Annotated in this window: 20 protein-coding genes and 1 other annotated feature; of the genes, 15 read left to right on the top strand and 5 right to left on the bottom strand. The window is 30.8% G+C overall.

Annotation, left to right across the window (positions count from 1 at the left end; genetic code table 11):
• The 3 genes from ACUSRV_RS16295 to ACUSRV_RS16285 form a co-directional block, all read left to right on the top strand.
• A partial coding sequence (locus ACUSRV_RS16295) for an ABC transporter permease subunit (protein WP_490142851.1) occupies nt 1-251 on the top strand: 251 nt, incomplete at its 5' end.
• 16 nt (nt 252-267) lie between these two features.
• Nucleotides 268-1,011 (top strand): amino acid ABC transporter ATP-binding protein, encoded by a 744-nt coding sequence (locus ACUSRV_RS16290; protein WP_490143030.1) that lies wholly within the window; start codon nt 268-270, stop codon nt 1,009-1,011.
• An 84-nt stretch (nt 1,012-1,095) separates the two neighbouring features.
• Nucleotides 1,096-1,635 carry a class D sortase gene (locus ACUSRV_RS16285; RefSeq protein ID WP_490143029.1) on the top strand — a complete coding sequence of 180 codons (540 nt, stop codon included), beginning with the start codon at nt 1,096-1,098 and terminating at the stop codon, nt 1,633-1,635.
• A 75-nt stretch (nt 1,636-1,710) separates the two neighbouring features.
• Here ACUSRV_RS16285 and ACUSRV_RS16280 read toward each other — a convergent pair whose 3' ends face one another.
• Both ACUSRV_RS16280 and ACUSRV_RS16275 read right to left on the bottom strand, forming a co-directional pair.
• Nucleotides 1,711-2,418 (bottom strand): YetF domain-containing protein, encoded by a 708-nt coding sequence (locus ACUSRV_RS16280; RefSeq protein ID WP_490143028.1) that lies wholly within the window; start codon nt 2,416-2,418, stop codon nt 1,711-1,713.
• A gap of 10 nt (nt 2,419-2,428) precedes the next feature.
• The gene (locus tag ACUSRV_RS16275) at nt 2,429-3,127 is read right to left on the bottom strand and encodes a YetF domain-containing protein (RefSeq protein WP_490143027.1); all 699 of its coding nucleotides are present in this window, start codon (nt 3,125-3,127) and stop codon (nt 2,429-2,431) included.
• 170 nt (nt 3,128-3,297) lie between these two features.
• Here ACUSRV_RS16275 and ACUSRV_RS16270 point away from each other — a divergent pair, with 170 nt between their 5' ends.
• Both ACUSRV_RS16270 and ACUSRV_RS16265 read left to right on the top strand, forming a co-directional pair.
• A complete protein-coding gene (locus tag ACUSRV_RS16270; RefSeq protein WP_490143026.1) occupies nt 3,298-3,501 on the top strand; it encodes a DUF1657 domain-containing protein in 204 nt (67 codons plus the stop codon).
• A 227-nt stretch (nt 3,502-3,728) separates the two neighbouring features.
• On the top strand, nt 3,729-3,857 hold the full coding sequence (locus ACUSRV_RS16265) for a hypothetical protein (RefSeq protein ID WP_490143025.1): 129 nt from the start codon (nt 3,729-3,731) through the stop codon (nt 3,855-3,857).
• Nucleotides 3,858-3,878: 21 nt separating this feature from the next.
• On the opposite strand, the gene ACUSRV_RS16260 is transcribed toward ACUSRV_RS16265, so the two are convergent.
• A complete protein-coding gene (locus tag ACUSRV_RS16260; RefSeq protein ID WP_490143024.1) occupies nt 3,879-4,109 on the bottom strand; it encodes a hypothetical protein in 231 nt (76 codons plus the stop codon).
• A 42-nt stretch (nt 4,110-4,151) separates the two neighbouring features.
• A complete protein-coding gene (locus tag ACUSRV_RS16255; protein WP_490143023.1) occupies nt 4,152-5,531 on the bottom strand; it encodes an L-cystine transporter in 1,380 nt (459 codons plus the stop codon).
• Between the two features lie 341 nt (nt 5,532-5,872).
• On the opposite strand from ACUSRV_RS16255, the gene ACUSRV_RS16250 reads away from it, so the two are divergent.
• The 9 genes from ACUSRV_RS16250 to ACUSRV_RS16210 all read left to right on the top strand — a co-directional run bounded on the left by ACUSRV_RS16250 (nt 5,873) and on the right by ACUSRV_RS16210 (nt 16,524).
• A complete protein-coding gene (locus ACUSRV_RS16250) occupies nt 5,873-7,189 on the top strand; it encodes an L-cysteine desulfidase family protein (RefSeq protein ID WP_490143022.1) in 1,317 nt (438 codons plus the stop codon).
• A 243-nt stretch (nt 7,190-7,432) separates the two neighbouring features.
• Nucleotides 7,433-7,666, top strand: a binding site (T-box leader).
• 334 nt (nt 7,667-8,000) lie between these two features.
• Nucleotides 8,001-9,671, top strand: coding sequence for a nitrite/sulfite reductase (locus tag ACUSRV_RS16245; protein WP_490143021.1), 1,671 nt, complete (start codon nt 8,001-8,003; stop codon nt 9,669-9,671).
• A 28-nt stretch (nt 9,672-9,699) separates the two neighbouring features.
• The gene (cysC, locus tag ACUSRV_RS16240; protein WP_490143020.1) at nt 9,700-10,287 is read left to right on the top strand and encodes an adenylyl-sulfate kinase; all 588 of its coding nucleotides are present in this window, start codon (nt 9,700-9,702) and stop codon (nt 10,285-10,287) included.
• 16 nt (nt 10,288-10,303) lie between these two features.
• Nucleotides 10,304-11,980, top strand: a complete 1,677-nt coding sequence (locus ACUSRV_RS16235; RefSeq protein ID WP_490143019.1) for an adenylyl-sulfate reductase subunit alpha — start codon at nt 10,304-10,306, stop codon at nt 11,978-11,980.
• On the top strand, nt 11,977-12,291 hold the full coding sequence (locus ACUSRV_RS16230) for a 4Fe-4S dicluster domain-containing protein (protein WP_490143018.1): 315 nt from the start codon (nt 11,977-11,979) through the stop codon (nt 12,289-12,291). The genes ACUSRV_RS16235 and ACUSRV_RS16230 overlap by 4 nt, the downstream gene beginning before the upstream one ends.
• A gap of 35 nt (nt 12,292-12,326) precedes the next feature.
• A complete protein-coding gene (locus tag ACUSRV_RS16225; RefSeq protein ID WP_490143017.1) occupies nt 12,327-13,166 on the top strand; it encodes an ABC transporter ATP-binding protein in 840 nt (279 codons plus the stop codon).
• Complete coding sequence (locus ACUSRV_RS16220; RefSeq protein WP_490143016.1) at nt 13,078-13,845, top strand: ABC transporter permease; 768 nt, start codon at nt 13,078-13,080, stop codon at nt 13,843-13,845. The genes ACUSRV_RS16225 and ACUSRV_RS16220 overlap by 89 nt, the downstream gene beginning before the upstream one ends.
• A gap of 18 nt (nt 13,846-13,863) precedes the next feature.
• The gene (cysD, locus tag ACUSRV_RS16215) at nt 13,864-14,664 is read left to right on the top strand and encodes a sulfate adenylyltransferase subunit CysD (protein ID WP_490143015.1); all 801 of its coding nucleotides are present in this window, start codon (nt 13,864-13,866) and stop codon (nt 14,662-14,664) included.
• Nucleotides 14,665-14,691: 27 nt separating this feature from the next.
• Complete coding sequence (locus ACUSRV_RS16210; RefSeq protein WP_490143014.1) at nt 14,692-16,524, top strand: GTP-binding protein; 1,833 nt, start codon at nt 14,692-14,694, stop codon at nt 16,522-16,524.
• 93 nt (nt 16,525-16,617) lie between these two features.
• Here ACUSRV_RS16210 and ACUSRV_RS16205 read toward each other — a convergent pair whose 3' ends face one another.
• A complete protein-coding gene (locus ACUSRV_RS16205; RefSeq protein WP_490143013.1) occupies nt 16,618-17,676 on the bottom strand; it encodes a cell wall-binding repeat-containing protein in 1,059 nt (352 codons plus the stop codon).
• A gap of 150 nt (nt 17,677-17,826) precedes the next feature.
• Between ACUSRV_RS16205 and ACUSRV_RS16200 the strand changes: the two genes are divergently transcribed.
• Nucleotides 17,827-20,301, top strand: a complete 2,475-nt coding sequence (locus ACUSRV_RS16200; protein WP_490143012.1) for a heavy metal translocating P-type ATPase — start codon at nt 17,827-17,829, stop codon at nt 20,299-20,301.
• Nucleotides 20,302-20,393: the final 92 nt, after the last annotated feature.

The following is a 20,393-nucleotide window of genomic DNA, read 5'->3' as shown; positions in this document are numbered from 1 at the left end:
TTCCTCAGGCTGCTAGAGTTTCCGTACCGCCATTGTTTAACTCTTTTATTAGTCTTATTAAAGATACATCACTTGCTGCTACAATAACTGTTACTGAGATGTTCCAAATAGCTCAGAGAATTACAGCAGCAACTTATGAACCTTTATGGATGTATATTGAAGTGGCATTTGTATATCTTATGTTCTGCAGTGTGCTATCAGCGGTTCAGCATAGGATGGAAAAAAGACTTGAAAGATATGTGACAAAGTAATGCAGGAGGAAATTTTATGATAGATATAAAAGGTTTACGTAAGAGCTTTGGAAGCAATGAAATTTTAAAAGGTATAGACTTACAGGTTAATAAAGGAGAGACAGCAGTTATTATTGGGCCGTCAGGCTCAGGGAAAACAACTCTCCTAAGATGTATAAATTTATTAGAAACTCCAAATGATGGTTCTATAACAATCGGAAAAAGTGACCTATCATTTAATGAAGGTAAAAAGGTGTCTAATATTGAAACATTAACACTTAGACAACGAACTGGAATGGTATTTCAAGGTTTTTATCTGTTTCCTCATATGACAGTTATAGAAAATATAATGGAGGGACAGGTAACGGTATTAAAACGTTCAAAGAAAGAAGCCAGTGAAAAAGGTATTAGGCTTTTAGATAAAGTTGGACTTTTGGATAAAAAAGATCAGTATCCACATGAACTCTCAGGAGGTCAGCAACAAAGAGTAGCTATTGCCCGTGCTATGGCAATGGATCCTGAGGTTTTATTATTTGATGAACCTACTTCTGCCCTAGATCCAGAGTTAGCATCTGAAGTACTAAAGGTAATGAAAGATCTTTCTAAAGAAGGAATGACAATGGTAGTAGTAACTCATCAAATGAGCTTTGCAAGGGATGCAGCTCATAAAGTTGTCTTTATGGATAATGGAGTAGTTGTTGAGGTTGGTGCACCTAATCAGATATTTGAAAACACGAGAAATGAACGTTTAAAGCAGTTCTTAAGTATGATTGGTGACTAGAATTTAATAACAAAAAAGGAGTTGTAAACTCTATAAAACATGAGAAAAATAATACCGATATTATTTATAGTAGTTGGTTTGATAATGTTTATAAACCCTATATATAATTTAGTATCTAAAAATTTAGAGCAAAATACAGCTTTAGTAAAAGCACAATCACTTGTAAATAAAACCAGAAGTGAAGATAAATTTGACAAAGAGAAAGCAAAGGATTTTAAAGCAGAATCCGGTCAAGTTTTTGGGATACTATATATACCTAAATTTAAAAAGGAAATTCCTATAATAGAAGGGGTTACTGTTAATGATTTAGACAAGGGTATTGGGCACATAAAGTATTCTAAATATCCATTGCAAAATGATCAAATATATTTAGCAATTCATAGAGAAAAAATATTTAGAGAAATACAAAATTTAAAACCTGGAGATGAATTATATGTTGAAATGCCTTATGGAAAAGTAAAGTATATAATTTCTCATACAAAAATTGTTAAGCCAGAAGATACACAGGTTATTAAATCAACATACCCTCAAGAAGAGTTAGTTATACAAACATGCTACCCTTTTAATTTTATTGGAAATGCACCTGAAAGATATTTGGTATATGCATATCCTAGCTTAAAATAATAATTAAATAATAAAGGTTAAGCTTTTATCAATAAGCTTAACCTTTATTATTTATATATAAAATATATGTATTTATTAATATTTACTGGCGATATACAATCTCTTAGTACTATCTATAGTAGCTAAATAAATTTCCGTTATATCACTTACATTGTACATGATAAGATTAGTTATAAGCCATTCTTTATCTACTCCCGATTTAATTAAATTCTCCTCAAATAATTTACCATCATTTATAATTACCAAAGGCAAATCAGCAGGTTTGGCAAGTAAATTAATATCCGGTGGAGTAACTACTCTATGTGATTCTTTCTTTATAATGCTAAAGTGACCATTAGGCTCTAAAATTAAATATTTAACCTCTGAGATATTAAAAATATTTTTAATTCTTAATTCACTTAAAAGTAAATCGATATTTATAAAATGTTTTTTTAAATTATTTCTTATTAGTTTACCGTCATCTATTAAAATTATAGGTTTCCCATTAAAAAAGAAAGATAATTTTCGATTTTTTAAAGATATAGAATTAATTATAAAATGCCAAAAGAATAGGGTTAATAAAGGAACAATTATATATGTAAAAGAAATTTCTCCATCAAGTAATGGCGCAACCGTTAAAGCACCTAATATCCATATTAACACAAAGTCATATGATGTAAGCTGATTTATTGCTCTTTTTGGTACGTATCTTCCTACTAGAAAAACTATTATACCTACAATAAAAGTTCTTATTATAAATCCAAATAGTGAAATGTCTTTTATTACTCCAAATGTTTCGGGCATAAATTACCTCCTACATATTTATATATAATTTTCTATCTGAAGTTAAAATGCCTAAATAAACATTTTCTATCTTATCTATATTACTAGATTTAAGTTCATTATCGATCCAATTATAATTTAGTTTATTTTTATTTAAAATTTTTTGATCTATTTTCCCTTTGTAAATTAAAATTTGAGGTAAAATATCTTGAGAAATTTCTAATCCCATATCTATTTTAGTTACAGGCAAACTATTATTATCTAATGCTACACTAAAATCCCCTGTAGATTCAGCAATTAAATATTCTACTTTTTCAATATTTGGTGCATCTTTTTGTCTTAGAATAGAAAATAGATTATCTATTGTTAATCTTGTTTTTGAAAGATTACTATTCACTATTTTTCCACTTTTAACTAATATAACTGGTTTTTGAGATACTATAGTTGGAATTTTAAAATATAAAAATGAAATAAATAGATTAATTAAAGTATATACAATAATTATAGCTATAGCATCTACTAATCTTGCTTTTGGATTTACCATTCTAGCCGCTGCAATATGACTAATACCAGCTGCCATCAAAAAATTATATGGAGTTAATATCCCTGGTTGACGAAACCCCATTATTTTAGCTGAGCTAAATAGCATAAAATATAATATAGATGTTCTCATAAATAACTCTATTATACCAAGCTTCTTTCCTTCAAAAAAAATAGTATATATATCCAAAAAATCACCTTTTTCTAAGTTATATTTGTATAATAATTCTTCGTAAACTATTTTTTACAAGATTGGTAATATTAATTCATATGTCTATAACTGCTAATTGAAATAATTATTTTATTTAAATTACACATAATAAATTTGAAAAGTTTCATATTTTTAAGGAGGAATCTAATATGGCTACAGTAAATAAATTAGAACAAGCTTTAACGAGTGCGCAAGGATTATCTGCTCAGCTAAAAACTTTTGCTATGGATACAAATGATAAACAAGCTAAACAAATATTTAACCAATTAGCGCAAACAACCCAAAATACAGCTCAAGTTCTTCAAAGTAGACTTGATTTTGTGAAATCAGAAGAACCTCAATATAGAAAATAAATATAAAGAACAAAGCCCAGTGTTTATGCTGGGCTTTGTTTTTTTATGTTAGGGTTAATAATTATTTGGTAATTTATCAATGTTCTTTGTATAGACATTTTGAAGATTTTAATATGTTATCTAATTTTATTAAAATAATGTACTAACTTTTTATTCATCATAAGTTCTCCATAATATTTCCATATAATAAAGTTAAGAAAGGTGAATTATACAAGTAGGTTGTTATTATGTTCTGCGGAAGGTTTGTAGGACATACAAGTTGTGAAAAGAAAGATAGCCAAACACATCTATATAAGAATGAAAAAAAGCAAATATATCTTACTGAATATAAAAAGAAAAATGCAATAGACCTTTAATTATATAAGACTAATAGGGAGTTAAATGAGAACAGTAGCATTGGTATTATCTGTTTTAGCTGCTTTAAGATTAGGGTGGATAGGCTTCTTTGGATTTGATTTAGTAGGTTCTTTATTTGGCTCTTCACTTGGAGCAATGTCTTGAGTAGATAGAATAATTTGTTCTATAGTTGGTATAGCTGGGATATATGGAGCTTTTGCATTAACTGAGATAGGTGATAATGAAGCAGTTGAAAGATAAGCAAAATACATTACAAAAAACCGTTGATATATTTTATCAACGGTTTTTATAAATTATTCAGCTAATTGCTTACTATTATATATATCTGTATCTAGTTCATTTGTAAATTTACTTGAAACTAATCCAGCTACCATAGAGCCACTTACATTAAGTGCAGTTCTAGCCATATCTATTAAAGGTTCTATAGCTATTAATAAACCAACTAAACCTACAGGAAGGCCCATAATAGAAAGAACAGTTAGTGCTGCAAAAGTTGCACCACCACCTACTCCTGCAATCCCAAAAGACCCTAAAGCTGTAACCACTATAAGTTTAATTAGAAATGCTGGTGCTAAAGGATTAATTCCAACTGTTGGAGCAATCATTATAGCTAGCATTGCTGGATAAATACCAGCGCAACCATTTTGACCTATAGTTGTTCCAAGAGATGCGGAAAGGTTAGCGTGACCCTCTTCAACGCCTAGTTTATCAATTTGAGCTTCAACATTCAATGGTAGAGTACCAGCACTTGTTCTTGATGTAAATGCAAATGCCAATACAGGTGCAATTTTCTTTAAATAAGTAAACGGATTTAAACCAATCAATGCAACAATTATTAGATGAACAATAAACATTATTAATATAGCAACGTAAGAAGCTAAAACAAAGTTTAGTAATCTTAGAATTTCGTTGTAGTCACTTGAAGAAACTACTTTAGTCATAAGTGCCAATACACCATATGGCGTTAATCTTAAAATCATTGTCACCAATCTCATAACTACATCATGTAGAGAATTTATTATTTTAGTAAAAAATTCTGCTGATTCTGGTTTCTTTTTCTCTAATCCTAAAACCGCAATTGCGATAAAAGCAGAAAATACAACTACAGATAATGTAGCAGAACTAGTTTGACCTGTCATTGCATAAAAGGGATTTGTTGGTATAATTTCAGTTATTTGTTCTTGAATAGGTTTTGCCTGAAAATCTATTAGCCCCGTTTCTAATTCCTCAGTTCTCTTAGATTCATTTTCTCCTACCTGTAACCCTTGTGCTGTCAAGTTAAAAACACTTGCAGAACCTGCTCCAACTGCAGCGGAAATCCCCGTTGTAATTAAAAGAACAGCGATGATTAAACCTGTTATTTTTCCTAAGTTTTTAGATTTTTGATTAATAATTGCAGATGTTATAGATACAAATACAAGTGGAGTTACTATCATTTTTAACAATCTTACATAGCCTGAACCAATAACAGCAAACCAGCTGTTAGATTGAGTGACTACATCTGATGATGCTCCATAAATCATTTGAAGTATTGCTCCATATAAAATACCTATACCTAAAGCTGTAAGCACCCTGGCAGTAAAAGAGTAATGCTTCTTTTGCATTTTAAATAATACATAGACAAGAATAAGCATTACAGCAATACTAAAAATTACAGAAAATGTTGTGTTCATTTTATCTCCTCCAAACCATTTTAATATTTAAGTCTAATACCTAAAACAGGTTACCAAACCTCTTAAATAATATATAGTTCCCCCTCTCATATAATATAACAAATACCTTTTATATCTTTGATATTGTAACCATATACAATATTATGGAAAAATTGTGAAGAACATATGAAGAAATAAAAATTAAGTTAAAATAATAACAAAGTATACATTTTATTCTTCATAAAAATTACATAATTAATATATATGATATTAACAAATAAGATTTACTATTATTTAAGATTAAATATTATGATAAAATATGAAAATTATAGTTCTAGGGTGATTTTTTAGGAGGATACAAAATGATAAAAGTTAAAACGAAAAATGTGGAATATCTAATAGATTTATTAAAATCAGAAGTAAAACCAGCTTTAGGTTGCACAGAACCTGTAGCAGTAGCACTTGCTTGTGCTAAGGCTAGAGAATTATTACAAGAAGAAATAGTAGATTGTAATATATTTGTTAGTCCTAATGTATATAAAAATGGCATGTGTGTCGGTGTACCAGGAACAGATAAGTTAGGATTAAAAATAGCAGCATCGATGGGAATCATAGGCGGTAATTCTGAGTATGGATTGACAGTTTTGGAAGCTTTAAACGAAAAACAAGTTAAAATATCCGAAGAATATATGGATAAAAATATAATAAAAATATCTCCAGCAGATACTAAAGAAAAAATTTATATAGAGGTAAATTTAAAGGGGAAGAATAGTACAGCTAGAACTATAATAAGGGAAAAACATGATAATTTTGTATATATATCTAAAAATAATGAGGTTTTATTAAATGAAAAAGCTGTTATTCAAGAGGCTTGCCTAACTACTGAAAAAGAAAATTTGTTAGAAGAGAGGAGCATAAAAGAACTAATACAAGAAATAGAAAATATGGAACTAGAAGATATAAAATTTTTAATAGATGGTATAGATATGAATAAGAAAATAGCAACTTATGCACTACAAAAGAAAGTAGGGATAGGTGTAGGTTATGGAATTAAGAAATCAATAGAAGATGGATTATTAGGGGATGACCTTATAAATAGTGCTATGATGTTAACTGCTGCTGCGGCAGATGCTAGAATGTCTGGAATTAAAATGCCTGTTATGAGTTCTAATGGAAGTGGAAACCATGGAATAACTGCAATATTACCAATAGTAGCTTACAATAACAAGTTCCCTCAAAGTGAAGAAAAGTTGGCTAAAGCATTAGCTATAAGCCACTTAATTACTGCTTATATAAAAAACTATACAGGTAGATTATCTGCTGTTTGTGGTTGTGGAGTTGCAGCATCAACAGGAGTAGCTGCAGCTATAACGTGGTTAATGGGAGGAAGTTATAAGCAAATAGAAGGTTCAATAGAGAATATGATAGCAAACTTAAGCGGAATGATATGCGATGGGGCTAAATCAGGATGCGCATTAAAACTAGCATCAGCAGCATCTGCGGCTGTGCAAAGTGCTATAATAACTAAATATAATTGTATAGTTCCTCCACTTAACGGTATAGTAGGAAATAAGGTAGAAGAAAGTATAAGAAATCTAGGTAAAGTAAGCTCTCAAGGTATGACTATAACTGATGAAACTATAATAAATATAATGGATGAAATGAATAACGTTATATAAATTAAAAAATTTAGTGGATATGCAAAACATACTTCAAAAGAATGCACATAAGAATGTAGAAAAATGGATATGTAGTTATAAATAGGCTATCAAATTAAATTTTTAATCTGATTTTGATTGCCTATTTTTATTTTATATAAAATTATAAAAAGCTATTGACTTTTGTTAAATGTTTAATTATAATAAGTCTAAAACAATACCGAGTAAATTGATATGAATTACATGGATTAAAAATAAATATATAAAAACACTATGATCAGGAAGAGTAAGTTATATGAATCATAACAGAGAGGAACTAATAGGTGAGAGAGTTCCATGTAGAATTATAGCCCAAGTGCCCCTGTGAGTGTTAGGCTGAAAATTAGTAGGCTGTTACGGGTTCTCCCGTTATAGAGATTAGACACTATGTGTCTAAATTGAGATGAGCAGTAATGCTTAATTAGAGTGGAACCGCGGAATTAACCTTCTGCCTCTGGATTTTTCTAGAGGTAGAAGGTTTTTTGTTTTTGTTCTGAAAGATAAGATAAATAGTAAAATGTCTAATTTTGTCAATAAATTATATGTTAAAAAAATATTTTTTTAACTCTTCTTCACAAGTTCTTCACAGTATAGGTATATAACTAGACTAACATATATACCTATACAGGGTATAAGTATAAAAAGCGATAGCTTTGAGTTTTTAATAGAGTGGTTAAACTCTCAGATATTATATTTGAAGTTTAATTTTCTCTAATTCTTTCACACATGGATACAGGTTCAATAATAATTAAGTTAACAAATCAAAAAAAATTATGGAGGAGGAGATTTAATAATGATTAGAATAACGGATGAAATGATAAGCGATATAGAAGAGTTTAAAAAAAACGCGGAATTATGTGAAAAAGATGAACTTGACGTTGTTGAATATAGAAGACGTATTGTTGCAATGGGAGTTTACAAACAGAGAGTTAAAGGCACATATATGGTAAGGTTAAGGGCTACAGGTGGAGTTATAGAATTAAATCAGCTCCAAGCTATAAGTGAAGCAGCTAAGAAGCATGGACATGGAAGAATACATTTTACTACTAGACAAGATATTCAGTTTCAAGCGCTACCAATTAACAACATATACAATGTTATGAAAGATGTTATAAAGGTTGATATAACTACAAAAGGAGCTTGTGGAGATACAGTAAGAAATGTTGGATGTTCTCCACTTTCTGGGGTGGCTTTAGATGAGGTATTTGATGTAACACAATATGTGAAAGCAGTTATAAATCACCTTATGAAAGATCCTACTGCTCTACAGCTTCCAAGAAAATATAAGATAGCATTTTCAAATACAAAAGAAGATACTGGGAATGCTACAATGGCTGACTTAGGTTTTGTAGCTAAGATAAATAATGGTGTAAGAGGATTTGAGGTTTATGGTGCTGGAGGATTTGGTAAAAGTCCTATAATGGCATTAAAGCTTTCAGATTTTATTGAAGATAAAGATATATTATATTATGCACAAGCTATGAAGGAAGTATTTGATAAAGAAGGAGATAGAAATAATAGACATAAGGCGAGGATAAGATATATTTTACACAGACTAGGGGAAGAAAAATTCCTTGAATTATTTAACTCACAGCTTCAAAAGGTCAAATCAGAAGCAAATTTAGATTTTAAATTATATGAAGAAGATATAACTATAGATAGAGAACCTATACAAACAATTGATGAAGTAAATCAAACTATTAAAGATAACCAAAAATATAAAAATATATTATTTCCACAAAAGCAGTTAGGTTATTATTCAGTGTATATTCATCCAGAAGGTGGTAATTTAGATTCAAAAGACTTAGATAGAATTCTGGAGTTCTTAAATAATCTAGGATATGAAGTATCTATAAGACTTACAACAACTCAAGGTTTATTTGTAAGAGATTTAAAACTTAATGATGCAAAAGAACTAATAAATATTACTTTTAATATTTCATCTATATATAAGATAGATCATTCTGTTGCATGTATAGGGCATACTACTTGTTCACTAGGACTTTGTCTTTCACAAAATCTTTTAGCATCAATAAGAGAAACATTTAAGGAAGTTGATGAAAAATTTAAAAGTGCACTTCCTAAGGTATTTATATCTGGATGTCCTAATTCCTGTGGTCAGCACCAACAAGGAATGATTGGATTTAGTGGAAGAGCTAAGAATACTGCTGATGGCCTTGTTCCTGCGTATTCTGTTTCTTTTGGAGGAAAGCTTGGAGCAGGTATTGCAAAGATAGGTGAGACTTATGGAGATATTCCAGCAAAGAAAATACCAGGATTTGTATTAGAATTGGCAAATTTAAAAGTAACTTCAAACTTTGAAGATTTTGAGGAGTTTTTAGAAAATAAATCATTTGAAATAAAAGATTTAATAGAAAAGTACTCAAATATAGAGAGATTTAGTGAAAATCCTGATTTATATTATGATTTTGGATCAGATGAGAAGTTTACTGTTAAGAAATAGATAAATTTATATGCTAAGGGGTGATTAAATGGAACAAAAGGCAACAAATATAGTTTGGCATGATATGAATGTAAAAAGAGAACATAGAGAAAAACTCTTAAGCCAAAAATCAGTTCTTCTTTGGTTCACTGGCCTTTCAGGATCAGGTAAGTCTACTGTAGCTTCTGTACTTGAAAAAAGACTTCATGAAATGGGAAAGCTTACTTATTTGTTAGATGGAGACAACATAAGGCATGGTTTAAATTCAGATCTTGGTTTTTCAGAAGAAGATAGAATTGAGAACATAAGGAGAATAGGAGAAGTTTCAAAACTAATGGTAGATGCTGGGATTATCACTATTTCAACTTTTATATCTCCTTTTAGGGAAGATAGAGAAAAAGTAAGAGAGTTATTAGGAAAAGATTTTATAGAGGTTTTCATAGATTGTCCTTTAGAAGTATGTGAACAAAGAGATCCAAAGGGAATATACAAGAAGGCCAGAAATGGGGAAATAAAAAACTTCACAGGGATAGATTCGCCCTATGAAAATCCTGATAATCCTGAAATAACAGTATCTACTCATTTAAATAGCCTAGATGAGTGTGTAGATGAAATTATAAAGTATCTCAATTACTAAAATTGGAGGCGAGATAATGAAATTAAAGCTAGAAGTATTAGAAACTGACATTCTAGTAATTGGTGGAGGAGCAGCAGGGTGTTTTGCAGCACTTACTGCTTCCGAAAAATCAGATGTACAAGTAATAATAGCTGAAAAAGCAAATATAAAAAGAAGTGGATGTTTGGCTGCAGGGGTTAATGCATTAAATGCCTATATAACAGAAGGGGAAACTCCGCAGTCTTTTGTAGACTATGTGAAAGATGAATTTAATGGAGTAATAAGAGAAGATTTAGTATATACAATAGCAGAAAAACTAAACAGTGTCACCAAAAAGATAGAAGATGCAGGACTTCCTATTTTGAAAGATGAGAATGGAAATTATGTTTCAAGGGGAAAGAGAAGTATAAAGATAAATGGTGAAAATATTAAACCATTGCTTGCAGGTGAAGTAAATAAAAAAGAAAACATACAAGTCATAAATGGATTAAATATCACTGATTATATTTTAAAAAATAATAAGGTGATAGGGGCTTACGGATTCTCAATTAATAAAGAAAAGTTTTATGTTATTTACTCAAAAGCAGTTATATGTAGCACTGGGGGAGCAGCTGGAATATACAAACCTAATAACCCTACATTTTCAAGACATAAGATGTGGTATAGCCCTTTTAATACAGGAGCGGGGTATGCAATGGGTATAAGAGCTGGAGCAGAGATGACTACATTTGAGATGCGGTTTATAGCTCTAAGATGTAAAGATACAATTGCTCCTACAGGTACTATTGCTCAAGGAGTAAGAACTCCTCAGGTAAACAGCTTAGAAGAAAGATACGTTAAAAATTACGGAAGAGCTACTACAATTAACAGACTTTATTCAACAGTAATGGAAAACTTAAATGGAAGAGGACCTTGTTTTTTAAAGACTGAACACATAAATAATGAACAGGAAAATGAGCTATTTAAAGCATATTTGAATATGGCACCAGCTCAAACATTAAGATGGGTAGACAGTAATACGTCCCCAAGTACTGAAAATGTTGAAATAGAAGGAACCGAACCGTATATAGTAGGTGGTCATACAGCTAGTGGATATTGGATAGATATAGATAGAAAAACCACATTAGAAGGATTATATGCAGCTGGAGATGTAGCTGGGGGTAGCCCTAAAAAGTATGTTACGGGTTGTTTTGCAGAAGGAGAAATTGCTGCTAATCATGCCATTAGTTATATAGAAAACAAAACTAATGAGAAAATAGATAAGGTAGAAATACAAGGTAAGTTAAGTGAAACAAATGGATTCTTTCAAAATGAAGATGCCATTTATACTATAGATCAGGTAGAAGAGGCAATGCAAAAGACAATGGATGAATATGCAGGAGGTTTATCTCAAGGATATATTTATACAGAAAGAAAGCTAAAGATAGCTTATAAGAGAATAGATGAGCTAATTCAAATATCTAAAAAACTTAAAGCAAATGACTGTCACGAGCTACTTTTCATATATGAAATAATTGATCGTCTATATGTTGCAAAGGTACTGATAACTCATCTTATGGCTAGGACTGAAACAAGATGGAGATGTTATCAAGAAAATGCAGATTTTCCAGAAAAAGATGACAATAATTGGATGAAGTATGTTAACTCAATATATAAAGATGGAAATGTCCAAATACTTTTAAGGGATTTAATTGAAAGAAGGGAGATTTCATGAGTATAAAAATCGATAAAGAAAAATGTGTAGGCTGTAGTGGGTGTATAGATGTTTGCCCAGGAAGATTAATCTATAAAGATCAAAATGATAAAGCATATATAAAATATGAGAAGAACTGCTGGGGATGTACAGCTTGTCTTAAAGAGTGTAATCAATCAGCTATAAAATACTATTTAGGAGCAGACATAGGTGGAAATGGTGCTTGTCTATATATTAAGCAAAAAAGTGATGAGTTAAACTGGCATATCATTGATAAAGATGGAAATGAAACTGTAATAAATACTAATAGAAAAGAATCAAATAAGTACTGATAATTTATTCGCGAATTTTTAGGAGGGGGGACAGTATGAGTCTAATAATGGAGGGTGTATGTAAAAAATATAAGAGTGCCAATAAGGAATTTGAAATACTAAGAAATGTAGATTTAACTGTAAATGATGGTGAATTTGTATGTATACTAGGACCATCGGGATGTGGAAAATCAACACTTCTAAATATTATAGCTGGATTTGAAAAGGTTACAGATGGGAAAGTACTTCTTGATGGAAAAGAAGTAAATTCTCCAGGACCAGATAGAGCAGTAGTATTTCAAGAACATGCGCTTTTTCCATGGTTAAAGGTTATAGACAATGTGGAATTTGGAATGAAGGTTGAAGGAGTTTCCAAAAGCGAAAGAAGAGAAAGGGCACTAAAGTACCTAGATATGATGCACCTTACTAAATTTAAAGATTGTTTTGTACATGAACTTTCAGGAGGAATGAAACAAAGGGTTGCTATTGCAAGAGCGCTTTGTTTAGATTCAAATATACTTCTTATGGATGAACCATTTTGTTCTCTTGACAGTCAAACAAGGGAATTGCTTCAATTGGAAGTTCAAAGAATTTGGTGGAACACAAAAAAAACCATAGTATTTATAACACATAGTATTGAAGAAGCAGTACTTTTAGCTGACAGGATTATTCTTATGCCAGAAAGTCTTGATTCTCAAAAGAAGGAGTTTAAAATACAGCTTGCAAGACCAAGACAAATAGGTGATGTAGACGTAACCTATATGGTATCAAAGATTATGAAAGAGTTAAAAAAGGAGGTGGAGAAGTTTGCTAAATCAGAGTATGATGAAGGATGGAATTTGGAAAAAGATTCTATTTTATATGATAATAATAATGATATGGGAATTGGTTTATAGATTTATTGGTTTTCCTTCTCCAATGGAAGTTTTTAAAAGTATTTCGAAAATGATAAAAAATGGTACCTTAGGTATAGCTATATTGATAAGTTTAAGAAGGCTTTTTACTGGATATCTAATTTCCTTGGGTATAGGATTGCTCTTAGGTATATTTATCCTAAAACTAAAATCAACAAGAGATAGTTTTGTCAAATTATTAGGAGCTCTTCAAACTATGCCTAATGTATGCTGGGTACCTTTTGCAGTTCTATGGTTTGGAGTAAATGAAAAAGCAATACTATTTGTAGTAATTATAGGTTCAGTTTTTGCTGTATCTATGGCAATAGAAAGTGGTATTAAAAATATAAACCCTACTTATATTAGGGTAGCAGAAATGACAGGAGCTAGGGGATATACATTATATAAAGAAGTTATTTTCCCAGCAGCTATTCCAGTTATTATATCTGGAGTAAAACAAGGATGGGCTTTTGCTTGGAGAGGACTAATAGCAGGGGAAATGATAGCTTCTTCAATGAATGGGTTAGGAGAGATATTAAGCAATGGAAAGAAGTATAATGATATAAACGAGATAGTTGCTATTATGGTAGTGATTATTGTAGTTGGTCTTGTAATAGATAGAGTTGTATTTGAAAATATCGAGTCTTCTGTAAGTCGTAAATTTGGATTAAAAAATGCTTAAAATTAGGGAGGAGTAAAGATGAATCATTTAGACAGATTAGAAGCAGAAAGTATTTATATTTTAAGAGAAGCTTATAAGAAATTTGGTAAGCTTGGGATGCTATGGTCTATAGGAAAGGACTCAACTGTAATGTTATGGCTTGCACAAAAAGCATTCTTTGGAAACTGTCCGTTCCCTTTAATACATGTAGATACCACATATAAAATACCTGAAATGATAACTTTTAGAGATGAAGTTGCAAAAAAATATAACTTAAAATTAATAGTTAATACAAATACAAAGGCACTTGAAGAAGGTATGGGACCACATGAAGGAAGACTTGTTTGCTGTAAGGCTTTAAAGACAGAAGGGCTTAATCAAATAACGAAAGAACATGAATTTGAAGGACTTATTGTTGGTATAAGAAGAGATGAAGAAGGGTCAAGGTCAAAAGAGAGGGTATTTAGTGAAAGAAATTCTGAATCAGAATGGGATTACACTGATCAGCCACCTGAACTTTGGGATCAATTCAAAACTGATTTCAAGAAAGGAAATCATATAAGAGTGCATCCTATTATAAACTGGAGAGAAATAGATGTCTGGGAATATATAAAGAGAGAAAATATTCCACTAGTTGATTTATATTTTGCTAAAGATGGTAAGAGATATAGAAGTTTAGGTTGTGCTCCATGTACAAATCCTATAGACTCAAATGCAACTACTATAGATGAAATAATTGAAGAGTTAAAGAATTCTAATGAAACTGAGAGATCAGGAAGAGCACAGGATCAAGAAGATTCTCATGCATTAGAGAAACTTAGAAAACAAGGATATATGTAAAAAATATAATAAACGGGGGTGCTAAAAGTGGCTAAAGAAAGAGAAAATTTAAATATAGTTGTAGTAGGACACGTAGATCATGGAAAATCAACTCTTATAGGAAGATTGCTTTATGATACAAATTCGCTTCCACAAGGAGCAATAGAAAAGGTAAAGAAAATATCTGCTGACAATGGAAAAGAATTTGAATATGCATTTCTTTTAGATGCTTTTGAAGAAGAACAAAAACAAGGAATAACTATAGATATAACTATGCTTCAATTCTTTACTAAAAAAAGAGACTATATAATTATAGATGCTCCAGGACATAAAGAATTTTTAAAGAATATGATATCGGGAGCGGCAAGTGCAGAAGCAGCTATTTTAGTTGTGGATGCCAAAGAAGGCATACAAGAACAATCAAAAAGACATGGATATATACTTTCACTACTTGGTATTAAGAAAATATATGTAGCCATAAACAAGATGGATTTAGTAGACTACTCAGAAGAAAGATTTTATGAAATACAGACTCAATTTAATGAGTTTCTAAATAATTTAAATATATATCCTGAAAAATATATACCTATTTCTGCTTTTAATGGTGAGAATATTGTATCGGTATCTAAAAAAATGCCTTGGTATAATGGAAAGTCAATTCTAGAAAACATGGATAATATAGAAAAAGAAAAAGGTATTGAAGAAAAGTCACTGAGATTCCCAATTCAAGATGTTTATAAGTTTGACACTAGAAGAATAATTGCAGGGAGAATTGAGGCTGGTACTTTAAAAGAAGGAGATGAGATTGTAGTATATCCTAGTGGTAAGGCTACAAGGGTAAAATATATTGAGTCTTGGCAGGAAAGTGACAAGACGGATAAAGTATCAGCAGGAATGTCAGTGGGTATTACCCTAGAAGATGAATTCTATAATAAAAGAGGGGAAATAATTTGTCATAAGGAAGATTCTATTACTGTAGCCAATGTCTTCAATGCAAATGTGTTCTGGCTTGGTAAAAATAATCTTTTAAAAGATAAAAGATATAAATTAAAGCTTGCAACTCAAGAAGTAGAATTTGATGTAATCTCAATAAATAAAATAATAGATGCAGCTACATTAGAAAATAGTGAAGATCTAAGCAGCATAAAGAAAAATGATGTTGCTGAGGTTACAATAAAGACAAAACAACCTATATGTTTTGATAAGTTTAGCGACCTACAGGCTACTGGAAGATTCGTAATTATTGATAACTACGATATAAGTGGTGGTGGAATTATTTCAGAAGTTGAAGATTCATTAAGAAGAGAAATTAAGGAAGTAAAGAGTAAGAATATATCAATAAGAAAGAGATTGGTTTCTAGAAAAGATAGGGAAAATAGTTTAAATCAAAAGGGAAGGGTAATTTGGCTTAGTGGTTTACCAGGTTGTGGTAAAAATGAAATTGCTGTTAAGCTTGAAAAGAGATTATTTGAGCTTAGTAAAAAGGTATACTATATAGATTCATCTCATTTAAGATTTGGATTAAGCTCTGACCTTTCATTTACAGCAAAAGATGCCCATGAACAAACAAGAAGAATAGCAGAAGTTGCAAATCTATTTGCTGATAGTGGAACTATAACTATAGTAACATCTGTTAGTAGATTTAAAGAAGACAGAGAATACGCAAGAGAAATAATAGGCAAAAATAATTATGTAGAGATTTTTGTAGATGCTGACAATAAAATATGTAAGAAGAGAAATCCAAATGCATTTAGTGAAGATAGTGATAATGTATTTGATTATGAAAGATCTAATTATCCTGTTGTATCTCTTTATGTAGATGATGCTGAATTTAACTCAGATAAAAAAGCTGAAGCTATAATGGAGCTATTAGGATATTGATTTAAAGTACAACAGTTTATCCATATTCTCAAATCCTTAAATTGCACTAAAAAAGCCCTTTCAAAAGGGCTATTTTAGTGCAATATTACTTTATTACATCATAATTTCATCCATTTTATGCTCAATTGCTAACAACATTTCAATATCAATTTGAGTATTATAAGATATTTCATCTATACAGCCAATAATAAATCCATGCATATATGGAGGTTTTGGCATATCCATTGGTGGATTTGGCTTAACTGATTCTATATATTCTTTTACTTCTGTTGGTACATTATTACGGCGCACTAAAATAAGTGGAGTATGTTTACCCATATGAGCGAACAAAACTGCAGGAATAATGAACATTGGATTATTGAGAGATGCAAATGTAAAAGCATGACCATCTTTATAATTTCTCCCCCAACCAAATTCAGTTTCGTCATCCTTATATTTTGCAAAGTTAACTGAAATTTCATAAGGGTTACTTCCACTAATTCTATCTATATGCCCTACGTTAGGTAGTTTTGATAGAAAATCTTCTACAGATTTAGATATAGTGTTTGTTGAACCTATAATATAAATATTAACTTCTTCTTTTTCTCCTATTGTGTTTATTACACATTGAGGAATTTCGTCTTTATTAACATATAGTATAGGATCTCCATGATGGGCAGACCAAAAAGCACCTGGAGTTCCTTCAGAAAGATTTTCACCAGATGCAATCAATATGTTTTTAGAATCTTTTTTTACTCTAGCAACCATGCATGCTGTTTCATAGTGGTTACGTCCAACTATATGATTGGTAGTTAATCCTACTTTATTTAATTGGTTTTCAACATTTTTAGAAATATTGCCAACTAAAATAACTTGTATGCCATTGTAGCCTTTTGGAGATAATCTTATTATCTCATCTAATATTTCTTTACTTAAAATTTTACCATCTGTAAGTAATATAGGTGCATTAATAGGAAAATGAACAAGTGAAGCTGATGCAATACCATCAAATAAGTTATTCATATTTACTAAAATTACTGCATTTGGTTTCATATGAGTAAAGCTCATTCCTGATATTTCGACTGATACATCAACAGGATCGTTTCTACATATACGGGTAGTATTTAATGTAAATAATGATTCACCAGATATGTGACCATCAACATAATTCATAATATACCTCCTTTGTATTTAATATCATAATATGAGTTTTATAAAAAATTTGTTATTTTTTATTTCTTCATAAGAAACACACAATTTAATTTTATTATATAGATAAAGGATAAATACCCCATGGGGGTATATTAAAAAGGAGGTTAGTTTATGAATAAGGAACAAGTAATTAAAGTAACTGGCATGACATGTGCAGCATGTGCCAAAGCTGTTGAGAGAGTTACTAAAAAATTAAATGGCGTAGAATCTGCTAGTGTAAATATAGCTACTGAAAAGTTAAATATAAAATACGATAGTACAAAAACCACTTATGAAGATATTAAAAGTTCAATAGAAAAGGCTGGCTATGGTGTTTTAGAAGAAGTGAAAGCTAAGGAAGTAATAATCCCTATTGGGGGAATGACATGTGCAGCATGTGCTAAAGCTGTAGAAAGAGTAGTAAAAAAATTAGATGGTATAGAAAATGTATCTGTTAATATGGCAACAGAAAAAGCAGCTATAAGTTATAACCCAAGTAAAATAAGACTTTCAGATATAAAAATGTCTATAGAAAAGGCTGGATATAAGGCTCTTGAAATAGAAAATAAAAGTTCTGTGGACGAAGATAAATTAAGAAAAGAAAAAGAAATAAAAACGTTATGGACTAAGTTTATAATATCGGCGATATTTGCAATACCTCTATTTTATATAGCTATGGGACCGATGTTAAAGCCACCGTTCCCTGAACTTCCAATACCTGAGATGATAGACCCTATGATGTATCCAATGAATTTTGCATTAACACAGATATTCTTGACGATACCAATAGTCATAGCAGGATATAAATTCTACACAAGTGGAACAAAAGCTATACTAAATAAAAGTCCAAATATGGACTCTTTAATAGCTATGGGTACATCAGCTGCTGTACTATATAGCTTCTACTCAGCATATAGAATATCTATTGGAGAATTTGAAGCTGTAGAAAATATGTATTTTGAAACAGCAGGTATAATAATAGCATTAGTATTACTTGGAAAATCACTTGAGGCAGTTTCAAAGGGAAGAACAAGTGAAGCTATAAAAAAACTTATGGGTCTAGTGCCTAAAACGGCAATAATAATAAAAGATGATAAAGAGATAGAAATACCTATAGAAGAAGTTGAAGTAGGAGATGTAATATTAGTTAAACCAGGTGCAAAAATACCTGTTGATGGTGAGGTTGTAGAAGGTCACACATCAGTAGATGAATCAATGCTTACAGGAGAAAGTATACCTGTTGAAAAGAACAAAGGAGATAAAGTAATAGGTGCAAGTATAAATAAAAATGGATTTATTAAATTTAGAGCTACAAAAGTAGGAAGTGATACAGCACTTGCACAAATAATAAAACTTGTTGAAGATGCTCAAGGATCAAAAGCACCTATAGCACAAATGGCAGATATAGTATCAGGTTACTTTGTACCTATAGTATTTGTTATAGCCACTTTATCAGGTTTAGCTTGGTACTTTAGTGAAGAAAGCATAGTATTTTCACTTACAATATTTATAGCAGTTTTAGTTATAGCTTGTCCTTGCGCATTAGGTCTTGCAACTCCAACTGCAATAATGGTTGGTACAGGAAAAGGTGCAGAATATGGTGTTTTAATTAAAGGTGGAGAAGCACTTGAGACTGCTCATAAAATAAATACTATAGTATTTGATAAAACAGGTACTATAACTGAAGGAAAACCTGAGGTTACAGATATAGTAGTGACTGATGTTGTAGATAAAAACACACTTTTAAAAATTGCAGCAAGTGCAGAAAAGGGATCAGAACATCCACTTGGAGAAGCAATAGTTAAAGCTGGAGAAAAAGAAAGTTTACCAATTCTTAAGGTAGAAAAATTTAAAGCGATACCAGGACATGGTATAGAAGTTGAAATAGAAAATAGCTTAATATTATTAGGAAATAGAAAATTAATGGTAGATAGAAATATCTCCTTAGAAAGTTTAGAAAGTGAAAGTGATAGATTAGCACATGAAGGTAAAACACCTATGTATATAGCAATTGATAATAAGTTAGCTGGTATTATAGCAGTTGCAGACGTTGTTAAAGAAAGTAGTGCAAAGGCTATACAAAAGCTACACGAAATGGGTATAGAAGTTGCTATGATAACAGGAGACAACAAAAAGACTGCAAATGCAATAGCAAAACAAGTTGGAATAGATAGAGTACTTGCAGAAGTACTTCCTCAAGATAAGGCAAATGAAGTTAAAACACTTCAATTAGAAGGTAAAAAAGTTGCTATGGTTGGAGATGGAATAAATGATGCTCCAGCGCTTGCTCAAGCAGATATCGGTATAGCAATAGGTTCTGGTACTGATGTTGCAATGGAATCGGCTGATATAGTACTTATGAGAAGTGATTTAATGGATGTTCCAACAGCTATTAAGTTAAGTAAAAGTACAATAAGAAATATAAAGCAAAATCTATTCTGGGCATTTGGATATAATGTTATAGGTATACCTATAGCAGCAGGTATACTTCATATATTTGGAGGCCCACAATTAAATCCAATATTTGCAGCAGCTGCAATGGCATTAAGTTCAGTTTCAGTTTTAGCTAATGCGTTAAGGCTTAGAGGTTTTAAGCCATATAAATAAAAATATCTTTGCCCCTTAAAACAATTTATATAGATTAAAGAACTCTACTAGATTATTTAGTAGGGTTCTTTTTCATTATTAAAATGATAAAA

It is taken from the genome of Sporacetigenium sp. TC11, from assembly GCF_058146105.1.
This window is presented reverse-complemented; position numbering and strand designations above follow the sequence as displayed.